The organism is Stenotrophomonas sp. 63632_Sma (assembly GCF_056482875.1).
Genome location: NZ_CM151220.1, coordinates 18,269 through 32,036 on the forward strand (window position 1 = coordinate 18,269; position 13,768 = coordinate 32,036).

At 66.9% G+C, this 13,768-nt stretch carries 12 protein-coding genes; 4 read left to right on the forward strand and 8 right to left on the reverse strand.

The annotated features are described in order from the left end of the window. Window positions 1–13 precede the first annotated feature (13 nt). The 3 genes from ACZK45_RS00085 to ACZK45_RS00095 form a co-directional block, all read right to left on the reverse strand. On the reverse strand, window positions 14–721 hold the full coding sequence (locus ACZK45_RS00085; protein WP_065724008.1) for a 2OG-Fe(II) oxygenase: 708 nt from the start codon (window positions 719–721) through the stop codon (window positions 14–16). Between the two features lie 108 nt (window positions 722–829). Further along, on the reverse strand, window positions 830–1,846 hold the full coding sequence (locus ACZK45_RS00090; protein ID WP_014035428.1) for a class 1 fructose-bisphosphatase: 1,017 nt from the start codon (window positions 1,844–1,846) through the stop codon (window positions 830–832). A 422-nt stretch (window positions 1,847–2,268) separates the two neighbouring features. After that, complete coding sequence (locus tag ACZK45_RS00095) at window positions 2,269–3,471, reverse strand: amino acid aminotransferase (protein ID WP_478445257.1); 1,203 nt, start codon at window positions 3,469–3,471, stop codon at window positions 2,269–2,271. Window positions 3,472–3,642: 171 nt separating this feature from the next. Between ACZK45_RS00095 and ACZK45_RS00100 the strand changes: the two genes are divergently transcribed. Beyond that, window positions 3,643–5,733 carry a TonB-dependent receptor family protein gene (locus ACZK45_RS00100; protein WP_478445258.1) on the forward strand — a complete coding sequence of 697 codons (2,091 nt, stop codon included), beginning with the start codon at window positions 3,643–3,645 and terminating at the stop codon, window positions 5,731–5,733. A 303-nt stretch (window positions 5,734–6,036) separates the two neighbouring features. On the opposite strand, the gene ACZK45_RS00105 is transcribed toward ACZK45_RS00100, so the two are convergent. After that, entirely contained in the window at window positions 6,037–6,381 is a 345-nt protein-coding gene (locus tag ACZK45_RS00105; protein WP_032129273.1) for a hypothetical protein, read from the reverse strand. A gap of 146 nt (window positions 6,382–6,527) precedes the next feature. Between ACZK45_RS00105 and ACZK45_RS00110 the strand changes: the two genes are divergently transcribed. From ACZK45_RS00110 to ligD, 3 genes are all read left to right on the forward strand, one after another. After that, the gene (locus ACZK45_RS00110) at window positions 6,528–6,926 is read left to right on the forward strand and encodes a hypothetical protein (protein ID WP_478445259.1); all 399 of its coding nucleotides are present in this window, start codon (window positions 6,528–6,530) and stop codon (window positions 6,924–6,926) included. Between the two features lie 157 nt (window positions 6,927–7,083). Then, window positions 7,084–8,001 (forward strand): non-homologous end joining protein Ku, encoded by a 918-nt coding sequence (gene ku / locus ACZK45_RS00115; protein ID WP_180837982.1) that lies wholly within the window; start codon window positions 7,084–7,086, stop codon window positions 7,999–8,001. Between the two features lie 3 nt (window positions 8,002–8,004). After that, a complete protein-coding gene (gene ligD, locus ACZK45_RS00120) occupies window positions 8,005–10,491 on the forward strand; it encodes a DNA ligase D (protein WP_478445260.1) in 2,487 nt (828 codons plus the stop codon). 68 nt (window positions 10,492–10,559) lie between these two features. On the opposite strand, the gene ACZK45_RS00125 is transcribed toward ligD, so the two are convergent. The 4 genes from ACZK45_RS00125 to ACZK45_RS00140 form a co-directional block, all read right to left on the reverse strand. Then, on the reverse strand, window positions 10,560–10,952 hold the full coding sequence (locus ACZK45_RS00125; protein ID WP_197617072.1) for a hypothetical protein: 393 nt from the start codon (window positions 10,950–10,952) through the stop codon (window positions 10,560–10,562). A 126-nt stretch (window positions 10,953–11,078) separates the two neighbouring features. Next, window positions 11,079–12,107, reverse strand: a complete 1,029-nt coding sequence (gene adhP, locus ACZK45_RS00130) for an alcohol dehydrogenase AdhP (RefSeq protein ID WP_182266977.1) — start codon at window positions 12,105–12,107, stop codon at window positions 11,079–11,081. A 95-nt stretch (window positions 12,108–12,202) separates the two neighbouring features. Next, window positions 12,203–12,841, reverse strand: coding sequence for a bifunctional 4-hydroxy-2-oxoglutarate aldolase/2-dehydro-3-deoxy-phosphogluconate aldolase (gene eda / locus ACZK45_RS00135; protein ID WP_478445261.1), 639 nt, complete (start codon window positions 12,839–12,841; stop codon window positions 12,203–12,205). 116 nt (window positions 12,842–12,957) lie between these two features. Further along, window positions 12,958–13,548, reverse strand: a complete 591-nt coding sequence (locus ACZK45_RS00140; RefSeq protein WP_293799116.1) for a cysteine dioxygenase family protein — start codon at window positions 13,546–13,548, stop codon at window positions 12,958–12,960. Between the last annotated feature and the right edge of the window lie 220 nt (window positions 13,549–13,768).

The window sequence follows — 13,768 nt, forward strand, 5'->3', positions numbered from 1 at the left end:
AGCAAGCTCGACTCTACCCTCCAAACAACTTCTGCGCACTCTGGAACAGGATCCAGCTGGTCGCGATGAACTTGTCCCCACCCTGCGGCCGGTTGCCACGATGCGTGTGGGTGAACGCAGTCGGCGCAATCAGCAGGCTGCCGGTGCGCGGCGCGATCTTCCGCCCCTGGAACAGGAACTCGGTTTCGCCCTCTTCGAAGTCGTCGTTGAGGTACAGCGTCCACAGCACGTGCCGGTGCAGGGTCTCGGCCTGCGCATCCTTCGGGTACAGCTCGCAATGCCAGTACGGGTAGCCGCCCTCGCCTGCCGCATACCACTGCAGGTTGATCGCACCCGGGCGCAGGCAGGTGCGGGCCAGATCGGCCAGCTGCTGCTGCGGCATGTCGGGGAAGTCCTCGGCAGACAGGCGTCGCGGTTGGCCGTTGCTGTCCTGGATCTGCAACATCAGCGGCGCAATCAACGCCTGTGGATAACGGCGTAGATAAGTCAGCAGGCCGTTGAACACCGCGATCTGCAGCTGCTGATCGACATCCTGCCAGCCGTCCAGGCCACTGATGCGCAGATCCTTGCTGTGCTTGAGTTCCGGGAACACGCCACTGCCCACCGCACCGGGCTGCAGGCCACGCGTAGCGCGCAGGCGCTCAACGATGGCCGCGCAGACCTCGCTGGGGACGGCGTTGTGGATGACTTCGATGAAATCGACCGGGCCCTGCTCGTGCATGCGTGCATTCCTTAGGCAGCAACGGCTTGATGGTGCCGTTTGCCGCCCTCGGTGTCACCCCACGGTCATGTCATCGAACTGCCATGACCGCTGTCAGGCGATAGGCCGTCAGCCCTGCGCGTCGTCGTGCGCGTGGTGGTAGCGCACGGCTTCAGCCACTTCCTCGCGCGAACCCAGGAACACCGGCACGCGCTGGTGCAGCTGGTCGGGCTGGATGTCGAGGATGCGCTCGCGGCCGGTCCAGGCAGCGCCACCGGCCTGTTCGACCAGCAGGCCCATCGGGTTGGCTTCGTACATCAGGCGCAGCTTGCCGGCCTTGGACGGATCCTTCTTGTCCCACGGGTAGATGAAGATGCCGCCGCGGGTCAGGATGCGATGCACGTCGGCGACCATGCTGGCGATCCAGCGCATGTTGAAGTTCTTGCCGCGCGCGCCTTCCTTGCCCGCCAGCAGATCACCGACATAGGCCTGCATCGGCGCTTCCCAGTGACGCTGGTTGGACATGTTGATGGCGAATTCCTGGGTGGCCGCCGGAATCTGCATGTTCTCGGTGGTCAGCACGAACTCGCCCTTCTCGCGGTCCAGGGTGAAGGCATGGGTACCGTGGCCGACGGTCAGCACCAGCTGGGTGCTGGGCCCGTAGATGCAGTAGCCGGCGGCGATCTGCTTGCTGCCCGGCTGCAGGAAGGCATCATCGCCCGGCAGTTCGACGTTGGTCGGGCAGCGCAGCACCGAGAAGATGGTGCCGACGGAGACGTTGACGTCGATGTTGGAGCTGCCATCGAGGGGATCGAACAGCAGCAGGAAATCACCGCGCGGATAAATGTCCGGCACCGGCTGGCTGTGGTCCATTTCTTCGGAGGCGCAGGCGGCGAGATGGCCGCCCCAGGCGTTGGCTTCGAGCAGGATCTCGTTGCTGATCACATCCAGCTTCTTCTGCGCTTCGCCCTGCACGTTGCCGGTACCGGCGTCGCCGAGCACGCCACCGAGGGCGCCCTTGCTGACGGCGATGGAGATGCTGGTGCAGGCGCGGGCGACGACCGCGATCAGCTGGCGCAGGTCGGCATTGATGCGGCCGGCGTGCTGTTCCTGGATCAGGAAGCGGGTCAACGAAGTACGGGACATGAGCGGGCAGGTCTCGGCAGCGGGAAAACGCCTATTGTCGCCCGTATGGCGGGGCCGTGCGTGAGCGCGGGAAGGCGTAATCGTTTCCAGATGCGTTGCGCTCGTGGCGCCTTCCTTCATGGAGGCGCAGGGCGAGGCACACCGTGGCCAGGACACGCCGTAAACCCCCCTCCGGGGTCCGGCCCAGCCCCTGGCGGCAGGGCGTTCGGGCGCTTGCGAAGCAGTGCTTCGCAGGCAAAGCGCCCTCACCCATGGGGGCTCGATCGGCGCATCCATGCGCCTCACGGTCCTGGCCACGGTGTGCCTCGCCCTGCGCTTCAGGGTTCGCCGCGAGCGCGGTGGGGATGGCAAAGGCAAGAGCAAAAGCAAAAAAACAAAGGCGCCTTTCGGCGCCTTTGTCTTCAAGCTACTGGAGCGTTGTTTCAGCCCTTGGCGACGGTGGCCACGGCCTTGGCGACGTATTCCAGGTTGTTCTGGTTCAGCGCGGCCACGCAGATGCGGCCGGTGCCGACGGCGTAGATGCCGAACTCGTCGCGCAGACGCTCGACCTGCTCACGGCTCAGGCCGGAGTAGGAGAACATGCCGGCCTGTTCGTTGATGAAGCCGAACTGCGGGGCACCGGCAGCGGCCAGCTTCTCGACCAGGCCCTGGCGCAGTGCGTGGATGCGCTCGCGCATCTCGGTCAGCTCCTGCTCCCACATCGCGCGCAGTTCCGGGTTGGTCAGCACGCCGGCCACCAGCGCGGCACCGTGGGTGGACGGGCTGGAGTAGATGGTGCGGATCACGCGCTTGACCTGGGACTGCACGGCCTTGGCGTCAGCGGCGGTCGGCGCCACCATCGACAGCGCACCCACGCGCTCGCCGTACAGCGAGAACGACTTGGAGTACGAATTGGCGACGATGAAGCTGTCGATGCCGGCTTCGGCGATGATGCGCACGGCGGCGCCGTCCTGCTCGATGCCCTTGTCGAAGCCCTGGTAGGCCATGTCGATGAAGGGGAACAGCTGCTTCTCCTTCAGCAGCTCCGCGACCTGCTTCCACTGGGTGACCGTGAGGTCGGCGCCGGTGGGGTTGTGGCAGCAGGCGTGCAGCAGCACCACGGTGCCGGCTTCCAGCTTGCCGAGGTCGGCCAGCAGGCCGTCGAAGTTGACGCCGTGGGTGGTCGGGTCGAAATAGGTGTAATCCACCACTTCGAAGCCGGCCGCGCTGAACACGGCGCGGTGGTTTTCCCAGCTCGGGTTGCTCAGCGCAACGGTGGCGTGCGGCAGCAGCTTCTTCAGCACGTCGGCGCCGACGCGCAGCGCACCGCTGCCACCGACGGTCTGTGCGGTGGTGACGCGGCCGGCGGCCAGCAGCGGCGAGTCCTTGCCGAACACCAGCTCGCGCGTGGCCTGCGTGTACGCCGGCAGGCCATCGATCGGCAGGTAGCCGCGCGGTTTGGCTTCAGCGGCGAGCTGCTGCTCGATCTGCTTGACGGCGCGCAGCAGCGGAATGCGGCCGCTCTCGTCGTAGTAGATGCCCACACCCAGGTTGACCTTGGTCGGGCGGCTGTCGGCGTTGTACGCCTCGGTCAGGCCCAGGATCGGGTCGCCTGGGACCAGTTCCACGTTTGCAAAGAAGGACACGGCGGTACTCGTTCGGTAGACGGAAAGGGGGAGGAATTGCGCCACGCGGTCTGCGGCTTTTCGGCCGGAAACAGCCCATCGTAACAAAGCCTGCCGGGGCTGGCCGCCGCCATCGTCATCCGCGGCCCCGTACCATGGCGTGCGTTGCCGCCCGATCCATCAACCTGAATCATGAATCCTGCCGCACGACGCCGTTGCCTGCCGCTGTCCGCCCTGCTGCTGTCGCCCTGGGCGGCCATGGCCGAGCCTGCGCCCACCGCCCTGCCCGCCGTGCAGGTGCAGGTGGCGCGGGTGCCGGGTATCGACCCGTTCGCGCTGCCGGCCAGCCAGGACACGGTCTGGATCGACGCCAGCCGCGCGGGCACCGGCGCACAGCTGTCCGAGGCGTTGGCCGGCGTACCGGGACTACTGGCACGCGACCGGCAGAACTTCGCCCAGGACACGCAGCTGTCGATCCGTGGCTTCGGCGCGCGCTCGACCTTCGGTGTGCGCGGGGTACGGGTGTTGATCGACGGGGTGCCGGCGACCATGCCCGATGGCCAGGGTCAGCTGGCGCACGCCAGCTTGTTGGGCGCCGAACGCATCGAGGTGCTGCGCGGGCCATTCTCGGCGCTGTACGGCAATTCCTCCGGCGGCGTGCTGCAGGTCTGGAGCGCGCAGGGCCAGGCCGGCGACCCGTGGCGGCTGCGCGTGAACGCCGGCGCCGACAGCACGCTCAGTGTCGGCGCGCAACTGAAGGGTGCCGGCCAAGCATTGGACTACAACATCGCCGCCAATCACTTCCGCACCGATGGATGGCGCGATCACAGCCGTGCGCGCCGTGAATCGCTCAACGCACGTATTGGTGGTGATCTGGGCGGTGGACGGCTCGAGCTGCTGCTCAACGCGCTCGATGCCCCCGATGCGCAGGATCCGCTGGGCCTGAGCCGTTCCCAGGTGGCGGCCGATCCGCGCCAGGCCACGGCAGTGGCTCGCCAGTACAACACCCGCAAATCGGTGCGCCAGCAGCAGGCTGGGTTGCGTTGGACCCGGGAAACCGACACCCAGCGCTGGCAGCTGATGGGCTATGCCGGGCAGCGTGAGGTCACCCAATACCTGCCGATTCCGCCGACCGCACAGGCCAACCCGTTGCATGCGGGCGGCGTGATCGATCTGGACGCGGGCTACGGCGGACTGGACGCGCGCTGGGGCTGGCATGGCGACCTCGCCGGCCGACCGTTGGACCTGGTGGCCGGGCTCAGTGCGGACCGCCAGCGCCAGCACCGCACCGGCTACGAGAACTTCATCGGCAGCACCCTGGGCGTGCGTGGGCGCCTGCGTCGTGACCAGATCGACGTCGTGCAGAACGTGGACCAGTTCGCCCAGGCCTGGTGGCAGTGGAGCCCGCGCTGGTCGTTGCTGGCCGGGCTGCGCCACAGCGCCGTGCGATTCGAATCGAATGACCGCTACATCACCGGGCGCAATCCGGACGACAGCGGCCACCGTCGCTATCAGGCAACCACGCCGGTGGCAGGTGTCAGCTTCGAGGCAAGCCCGCAGTGGCGGCTGCACGCCGCCGTGGGCCGGGGCTTCGAGACGCCTACCTTCAATGAGCTGGGGTATCGCGCCGACGGCCAGGCGGGATTGGCACTGGATCTGGCGGCCGCGCGCAGCCGCAATCTGGAGATAGGCAGCAAATGGCACGCACAGGACGGAACCCAGCTTGATATCAGCCTGTTCCGCGCAGATACCGACGATGAGCTGGCAGTTGCCAGCAACTCTGGTGGGCGCAGCACCTATCGCAACATCGGCCGCACCCGCCGCCAGGGTGTGGAACTTCAGTACCGAAAGCCGCTGGCCGAGCAGCTGGAACTGCAGCTGGCATGGACATGGCTGCAGGCGCAGGTGCGCTCGTCGTACCTGACCTCGAACAGCGTGGTCGCCGCGGGCAGCTGCCTGCCAGGTGTGCCGCGCCAACAGGCCTTCGCCAGGCTGCAGTGGACCCCCGCCGACTGGCAATGGGCGCTGGAGGCCTCCGCCAGCAGCGATACCTTGGTCAACGACGTGGCCACCGAGCGTGCGCCCGGCTTTGCCCTGCTGCACCTGGAAGGCGGGCGTCGCTGGAACCTGCCGGGTGGCGAGCTGCGGGCCTTCGCACGGTTGGAGAACGTGCTGGACCAGGCCTACATCGGCTCGGTGATCGTCAATGACGGCAATGGCCGCTTCTACGAGCCGGGACCCGGACGGCGGGCCAATGTCGGCCTGCAGTGGTCGTGGCGCTGAAGTGGTAGTGCCGGCCGCTGGCCGGCATCGCGCCGTGCAGGACGTCAGGAGGTTGCCGGCCAGCGGCCGGCACTACCCGTAAATCGAGGGCCCTGGCCGGCATTGCGCCGTGCAGGACGTCAGAAGGTTGTAAGCCAGCGGTAGGCACTACCCGTAAATCGGGGGCCCTGGCCGGGATCGCGCTGTGCAGGACGTCAGGAGGTTGCCGGCCAGCGGCCGGCGCTACCCGTAAAACGGGGGCTGTGGCCGGCATCGCGCCGTGCAGGACGTCAGGAGGTTGCCAGCCAACGGCCGGCACTACCGTCAGTCGGGGGCCTTGGCCGGCACGAACGGCGAGGTCGGGTCGCTGGCCGGGAAGGTCTCCTCCAGCGCCTCATCCTGGTTGTCGCTGGCGCGCTGCTTGCGCTCACGCCGCTTGAGCGGGCTTTCCTGGCCGCCACGATGGCGGTCGCCGCCGTCCTTGCGGTCCAGCGCGGCCTGTTCAGACTCGTGCTTCACCGGCAGATGCTCTCCGGCATGCTCGGCATCGAAGAACGGTGCACCGGTGCCGCGGTAGTCGGCATTGTCGGCATCGCGCTTGCCGCGCTGCTCGCCGGGAATGGGCGGGTGGTTTTCGCGCAGCGGGTCTCGTGAGGTCTCTCGGCTCATGGTCTGGTACCTGCACTCGGAGGCTCCCACTACACCGCCCTGCAGGTAAAGCCGCCGCGAACCTGGCGTCATGAACATCTCGCTCACCCCCCGGTAACGGCACCGCGCGTATTCCTGCCCACCCGCCCCCGCTGCAGGAACCGGCCATGCCCCGTCTTGAACGACCCGCACCGTCCGTGTTCAACGCCCTGCTCGATCCGCTCGGCCAGCGCACCGCGCAGCGCCGCACGCGCGGCCAGGAAGATCCGCAGGCGGTGGCGCAGGACTACCTGCAGTACATGCTCAGTGACTACGAAGAGCGCCGAGGCCAGAGCCACCGCAACTGGCGCGATCTGTGCCCGGTGTATGCCTTCGCGCTGACCACGCATGCCGCCGACTGGCCGCGCGGTGATGCCGCCGATACCTGCGAGGAACTGGCCGAGCACTGGGAGCAGATGCGCGGGCAGTCGCGGTTGAGCTGGTCGCAGGCGAGGCCGGTGGTGGAGGACGCCTGGCGCGCACTGGACCATATTCCGGCGGCGGCGGTGAGGCCGTTGCTGCAGTAGTGCCGGCCGCTGGCCGGCAACCCCAGGAAACTTCAGTCCGCGAGCCTCAGCCGGCCAGCGGCCGGCACTACCGTAGAACCCACGTGCACGGCATGGACACGGCTGGTTTACGCCCTCCGGCCCACGCTGGGCACCCTGCCCCGCCAAAGGTGCGCCCATGGCCCGCCCGATCTGGACCGGCACGTTGTCGTTTGGCCTGCTCAACGTGCCGGTGTCACTGATGTCCGGCGAACGCAAGGTCGATCTGCAGTTCCGCATGCTCGACTCCCGCGATCGCAAGCCGATCCGTTTCGAACGGGTCAACGCCGACACCGGTGAGGAAGTGCCCTGGAAGGACATCGTCAAAGCCTATGAGTACGACAAGGGCAGTTATGTCGTGCTGGAGGAAGGTGATATCCGTTCGGCGGCGCCGGAAAGCCACGAAGCGGTGGAGGTGGAATCGTTCGTGGATGCGGCGCAGATCGACCCACGCTACTACGAGAAACCGTATCTGCTGGTGCCCGGCAAGAAGGCCGAAAAGGGCTATGTGCTGCTGCGCGAAACGCTGCGCAGTACCGGCAAGGTGGGCATCGCGCGGGTGGTGGTGCGCACGCGCGAATACCTGTGCGCGGTGATGCCGCATGAGGACGCGCTGGTGTTGATGATCCTGCGCTATCCGCAGGAGCTGGTGGATCCCGAGGACTACAAGCTGCCCACCGGAAAACTGTCCGACTATCGCATCACCAGCAAGGAAACGGCGATGGCCGAACAGCTGATCGAGTCAATGGCCGGTGACTGGGATCCTTCGGATTATCACGATGAGTTCCGCGAGCGTCTGCAGCTGGTATTGAACAAGCGCATCAAATCCAAGGGCGGCACTACCCGGGTGGAAGACGAGCCCGCACCGCGTGAAGATGCCACCACCAATGTGGTGGATTTCATGGCGTTGCTTCAGAAGAGCCTGGACGCCAACAAGCGCACGCCGGCGAAGAAGACGGCAATGCGCAAGGCACCGGCGAAGAAGGCTGCGAAGAAGGCCGCCAAAAAGGCCGCCAAAAAGGCCGTAAAGAAGACCACGCGGCGCAAGGCAGGTTGAACCATGTCGCTGCACCAGTACCGGCGCAAGCGCAGACTGGGTGGTGGCGCCGGGCAGACGCCGGAGCCTGACGACACGCCCGCACGCGGCGATCCGAAGCGGCGGCCGACCTTCGTCATCCAGCTGCATCACGCAAGCTCGCGTCACTATGACTTCCGCCTGGAAATGGACGGCGTACTGAAGAGCTGGGCCGTGCCCAAGGGGCCTTCGCTGCGCGTCGGTGAGAAGCGGCTGGCCGTGGAGGTGGAAGATCACCCGTTGTCCTACGCCGGTTTCGAAGGAGACATTCCTGAAGGCCACTATGGCGCTGGCCACGTGGATGTCTTCGATCACGGCACCTGGGCCTGTGAAGGTGATCCACTGCAGGCGCTGGCGGCTGGAAAGATCGACTTCGTGCTGCACGGGCAACGCCTGGCCGGTGGCTGGAAGCTGGTGCGGACCGCGATGAAAGGCCGCCAGGTGCAGTGGCTGCTGATCAAGCGCGACGACGGCGAAGCGCGCGACGCGGAGGCGGATGACCTGCTGACGGCACCCACGCCGAAACGAGCATCTGCGGCGAAGAAGCGTTCCACAGCGAAGGCGGCGCATGCTGCACCCGTCGCACGCACGACCACGCGCAAGGCCGATGCGCGTTGGCGTGCACGCGCGCTGCAACTGCACGGCGCACGTGATACGCCCTATCCCCTTGGGTTCAAACCGCAGTTGACCGATCATCGCGACAGTGCCCCCGACGGCGAGCGCTGGCTGCACGAGATCAAGTGGGACGGCTATCGTCTGCTGGCCGATCTGCACAATGGCGAGGTGAAACTCCGCTCGCGCAACGGCCTGGACTGGACGGCCGATTTTCCCGAGGTCGCGCAGGCCGTGCTGGCACTGCCGGTGCGCGATGCGCGCCTGGATGGCGAGCTGGTGGTTCTGGACAAGGAAGGACGCAGCGATTTCGCAGCACTGCAGCGCGTGATCGATGGAAGCTCGAAGCAACCGTTGCGTTACATCGTGTTCGATCTTCCGGGTATGGCCGGCGTGGACATCAGTCGTGCGCCGCTGCTGGAACGCAAGGCGCTGCTGAAGGATTTCATCGGGCCGGCGCCCGGCACACTGGCCTTCAGCGAACACGTGGTCGACCATGGGCCGCAGGTGTTCGATGCCAGCGGCGAGGCCGGCTTCGAAGGCATCGTCAGCAAGCAGGTGGATGCGCCGTACGTAAACACCCGCGCGCGCAGCTGGGTGAAGGTGAAGCACGAAGACACCGACGAGTTCGTGATCGTCGGCTATACGGCACCCAAGGGTTCCCGGGTGGGATTCGGCTCGCTGCTTCTGGCCACGCCGGACAAGGCCGGGCTGCGCTATGTGGGCCGCGTGGGTACCGGCTTCGACGACGAGCGCCTGCGCGCGCTGCTCAAGGCACTGCAGCCTTTGGCAGTGAAGACGCCGGTGCTGCAGCTGCCGGTGCATGTGCCGTTCCGCGCCGCCAGCGTACGCTGGGTGAAACCGGTGACGGTGGCGGAGGTGGCGTTCCGTGGCTGGGGCAAGGAAGGCCTGCTGCGCCAGGCCAGTTTCAAGCGGCTGCGCAGCGACAAGCAGAAGGAGGACCTGGGAATGAGCACCGCAGATGCCGAAGCCGGAGGTGAGGTCCAGATCACCCATCCTGAGCGGGTGGTGTTTCCAAAGCAGAAACTGAGCAAGGGCGACGTGGCCGACTACTACCAGCGCATGGCGCGCTGGATCCTGCCCGAAGTCGCCGGACGTCCGCTGTCATTGCTGCGCTGTCCGGATGGCGTCGGCAAGGCCTGCTTCTTCCAGAAGCATCATGGCTCCGGCCTGGGCGATGCGGTACATGCGGTGCCCCTCCAGCAGAAGAGCGGCCGCGAGGACTATGTCTATATCGACGATGCACGTGGCCTGTTGCAGCTGGTGCAGATGAACACCCTGGAGCTGCATCCGTGGGGTGCGACCGTGGCTGACCCGGAGCATCCGGACCGACTGGTGTTCGATCTCGACCCTGGTGACGGCGTCAGCTGGGCACAGGTGAAAGCCGGTGCACGCGATGTGCGTGACCGCCTGCAGCAGGTGGGTCTGGAGAGCTTCGTACGCCTGTCTGGCGGCAAGGGGGTGCACGTGGTGGTACCACTGCAGCCCAAGGCTGGCTGGGGCGAAGCCAAGGCATTCTGCGAGGCGTTCGCACAGGCGATGGCGGAGCAGGCGCCGGACCGCTACGTGGCGACGATGAGCAAGGCGAAGCGCAATGGCGTCATCTTCATCGACTGGCTGCGCAACACCCGAGGCGCCACCAGCGTGTGCTCGTGGTCGCTGCGTGCACGCGATTCTGGCGGCGTGGCGGTGCCGCTGCGCTGGGAAGAACTGGCGCGGGTGAGCGCGGCCGACGCGTTTCCGATGGCCAAGGCGCTGGCGCGTGCCAAGCGGCTGAAGGGTGACCCATGGCAGGGCATCGCGCGATTGAAGCAGACGCTGCCGTCGCTGAAGCGGTAGTGCCGGCCGCTGGCCGGCACCTGTAGGATGGGCGAGGTTGTAGGCCGGCGGTAACTACCTGGATGCGCTCAGCGCGGATCGCGCGACGCGCGGCGGCCGAACCACCAGCCGGCCAGCAGCTGCAACGGCAGCGATGCCAGCAGCGAAATGACGAACCAGAGTGGGAAATCCGCGCCGGCGCTCCACATCGCGTAACCGCATCCGAGTGCGATCAACGACCAGATCGAGAACCCATGCGAACGCGGCCAGCACGGCGCGTAGTAGGTGGCGAAGGAAATGCCGGCGATGCCGCCCAGTACGCTGAAGGCCAGGTCCCACCCCAGCTGCACGCTGTTGTTGTCCGGCGACATGCCCAGCAACGGGGGCAGCCAGCTGGCGACGCTGCTGACCAGCGCAAGCGACAGCACGCCGCCGATCAGGGCGACGAGGGACAGGAACAGGGTCTTGAGCAGGCCGGGCATGCGCGCATTGTACGGCGGCGCGAAATGCCTGGGGTTGCCGGCCAACGGCCGGCACCACCGGGGATAGGCATGGCCGCCGCGTCCGTGGGAGAGGGGGACGGAGCGACGGCGGCCATGCACAGGCGGTCAGGCGGCGAAGTCGAGCACCACGCGGCCTTCAATGGTGCCCGCGTGCATGCGCGCGAACACGTCGTTGATGTTTTCCAGGCGGTCGGTGCTGACCGTGGCCGCGACCTTGCCTTCGGCAGCGAACTGCAGCGACTCCTGCAGGTCCAGCCGGGTGCCGACGATCGAGCCACGCACGGTGATGCCGTTGAGCACCATGCCGAAGATGTCCAGCGGGAAATTACCGGGCGGCAGTCCGTTGAGCGAGACGGTGCCGCCACGGCGGACCATGCCCAGCGCCTGCTCGAACGCCTTCGGCGACACCGCGGTGACCAGCGCGCCGTGCGCGCCGCCGATTTCCTTCTTCAGGAAGGCGGCCGGATCGGTGGTACGCGCGTTCACGGTGATCTGCGCGCCGAGCTGCCGGGCCAATGCCAGCTTGTTGTCGTCCACATCCACCGCAGCCACGTTCAGCCCCATCGCGCGGGCGTACTGCACCGCCATGTGGCCCAGGCCACCGATGCCGGAAATCGCCACCCAGTCACCGGGTTTGGTGTCGGTGACCTTCAGGCCCTTGTAGACGGTCACGCCGGCGCACAGCACCGGCGCGATCTCGACGAAGCCCACGTCCTTCGGAAGCAGGCCGACATAGTTGGCATCGGCCAGTGCGTACTCGGCGAAGCCGCCGTTGACCGAGTAGCCGGTGTTGCGCTGTGTCTCGCACAGCGTTTCCCAGCCACCCAGGCAGTGTTCGCAATGGCCACACGCCGAGTACAACCAGGGGATGCCGACCCTGTCGCCTTCCTTGACGTGCCCTACCCCGCCTCCCACGGCCACGATGTGCCCCACGCCCTCGTGACCGGGGATGAACGGCGGGTTCGGTTTCACCGGCCAGTCGCCCTCGGCGGCGTGCAGGTCGGTGTGGCAGACGCCACAGGCCTCGATCTTGACCAGTACTTCGCCCGCCCCCGGGCGCGGTACCTGGACTTCCTCGATCACCAGTGGCTTGCCGAACTCACGCACCACGGCGGCCTTCATGGTCGAATTCATGTTCGGATCTCCGTAGTGCGCTTGCCCACAGAATGACGCCGGCTCGAGGCCGGCGCTTTGATCACGATCAAACCTTTGACGATTCGTGCAGCGGTTCAGCCGGCCAGTACCGAGGCCTCGCGGGCCAGACGCTCGATCGCATCCCAGTCGCGGGTCTGCAGCAGCGCCGGGGTGGTCAGCCACGAGCCGCCCACGCACAGCACGTTGGGCAGGTGCAGGAACTGCGGCGCAGTCTGCGCGCTGATGCCGCCGGTCGGGCATAAGCGCACATCGGCGAACGGGCCGTGCCAGGCCGCCAGCAACGCAGCGCCACCGGCCTGCACCGCCGGGAAGAACTTGAAGGTGTCGTGGCCGTGCTCCAGGCCCAGGATCAGGTCGGAGGCAGTGGCGGCACCAGGCAGGTACGGCAGGTCGGCATCACGCGCGGCGGCATACAGCGTCGGCGTGGCACCGGGGGACACCGCGAAACGCGCACCGGCCTCCTTGGCTGCCTGCATCTGCGCGGCGTTGAGCACGGTGCCGGCACCGATTACCGCATCGGGCACGGCCTCGACCATCGCCTTGATCGCATCCAGCGCCTGCGGCGTGCGCAGCGTCACTTCGATCACCGGCAGGCCGCCGCGGAACAGCGCCTGGGCCACTTCGACCGCTTCATTCACATCTTCGGGGGTGTACACCGGAATCACCGGTGCCAGCTTCAACAGCGCGCGCAGGCGCGGATCAGCGCTGGACATCGTCTTGCTCCTTGCCCGACCGGGCATCGCGGATCGCCGCCGGGTCCGGCAGCGCAGCGGCGCATGATGCCACGTGGCTCACGACGGTGCTGGTGGTGCCCCGCCCTGCCCCCGGCTCAGGCCGGGTCGGCCTGCAATGCCTGGATGCGGCGCTGGTACCAGTCACCACCGAGCGGATCGAACACCGCAGAGCGCTCCATCTGCGCCTCGTACACGTGTACCGAGATCGCCAGCGCTTCGTTGCTGGCGTTGCGCAGGGTGTGGTACTCGTGCGGCGGAATCAGGCTGCCGGCACTGCCGCAGCCCCCGCGCAGCACGGCGTGGCGGCGGAAGCGGCAGCGCTCACCGTTGCGCTCCAGCAGTTCATAGCGGGTGATTTCCAGCTCGCCTGACCACACTCCCTCCACACACCACATGGCATCGTGGTCGTGCAGCGGCGTGCCCTGCCCTGGGCCCCAGCTCATGGCAATCACGCTGTAGCCGTGTTCGCGGCTGTGGTACAGCGGGCGTCGCGCGTAATGATCACTGACCGGACGGTGTACGCACTCGGGCAATTCGATGCGGCTGTCCGCGATGGCTTCCTGCAGCGCCAGCTGCAGGTCGGCGGTGATGCGCTCGGGGTCACCGGAGGTCATCGCCGCGTCGACCGCAGCGATCAACCTGTCGCGGCCACGGAACACCGGAAACGGAGAAGTCTGCAGGTCCATGCCCCGACTGTAGCGGAGCCTGGTTAAGGGAATGTTGGCGTTCGCGCGCGTCGCGCCCGCATTCAAGGTGAACACGCGCGGAAGAACGGTTCAGATGGACATCAAGTAGAGCGATCACAATGGAACCTCGCGCAGCAGAAGCGGTCGAACACGACGCGATCCATCTTCGCTGCGACATTCCGCAACTTCGCGCCCCACGGGCGCAAGGCTAGAATTCTCC

Bases quoted from the DNA above. Each gene is read 5' to 3' on its own strand.
- ACZK45_RS00110 (WP_478445259.1), top strand. From the start codon at position 6,528: ATGCCCCGTCTTGAACGACCCGCACCGTCCGTGTTCAACGCCCTGCTC.
- ku (WP_180837982.1), top strand. From the start codon at position 7,084: ATGGCCCGCCCGATCTGGACCGGCACGTTGTCGTTTGGCCTGCTCAAC.
- ACZK45_RS00140 (WP_293799116.1), bottom strand. From the start codon at position 13,548: ATGGACCTGCAGACTTCTCCGTTTCCGGTGTTCCGTGGCCGCGACAGG.
- ligD (WP_478445260.1), top strand. From the start codon at position 8,005: ATGTCGCTGCACCAGTACCGGCGCAAGCGCAGACTGGGTGGTGGCGCC.
- adhP (WP_182266977.1), bottom strand. From the start codon at position 12,107: ATGAATTCGACCATGAAGGCCGCCGTGGTGCGTGAGTTCGGCAAGCCA.
- ACZK45_RS00105 (WP_032129273.1), bottom strand. From the start codon at position 6,381: ATGAGCCGAGAGACCTCACGAGACCCGCTGCGCGAAAACCACCCGCCC.
- ACZK45_RS00100 (WP_478445258.1), top strand. From the start codon at position 3,643: ATGAATCCTGCCGCACGACGCCGTTGCCTGCCGCTGTCCGCCCTGCTG.
- ACZK45_RS00090 (WP_014035428.1), bottom strand. From the start codon at position 1,846: ATGTCCCGTACTTCGTTGACCCGCTTCCTGATCCAGGAACAGCACGCC.
- ACZK45_RS00125 (WP_197617072.1), bottom strand. From the start codon at position 10,952: ATGCCCGGCCTGCTCAAGACCCTGTTCCTGTCCCTCGTCGCCCTGATC.
- ACZK45_RS00085 (WP_065724008.1), bottom strand. From the start codon at position 721: ATGCACGAGCAGGGCCCGGTCGATTTCATCGAAGTCATCCACAACGCC.
- eda (WP_478445261.1), bottom strand. From the start codon at position 12,841: ATGTCCAGCGCTGATCCGCGCCTGCGCGCGCTGTTGAAGCTGGCACCG.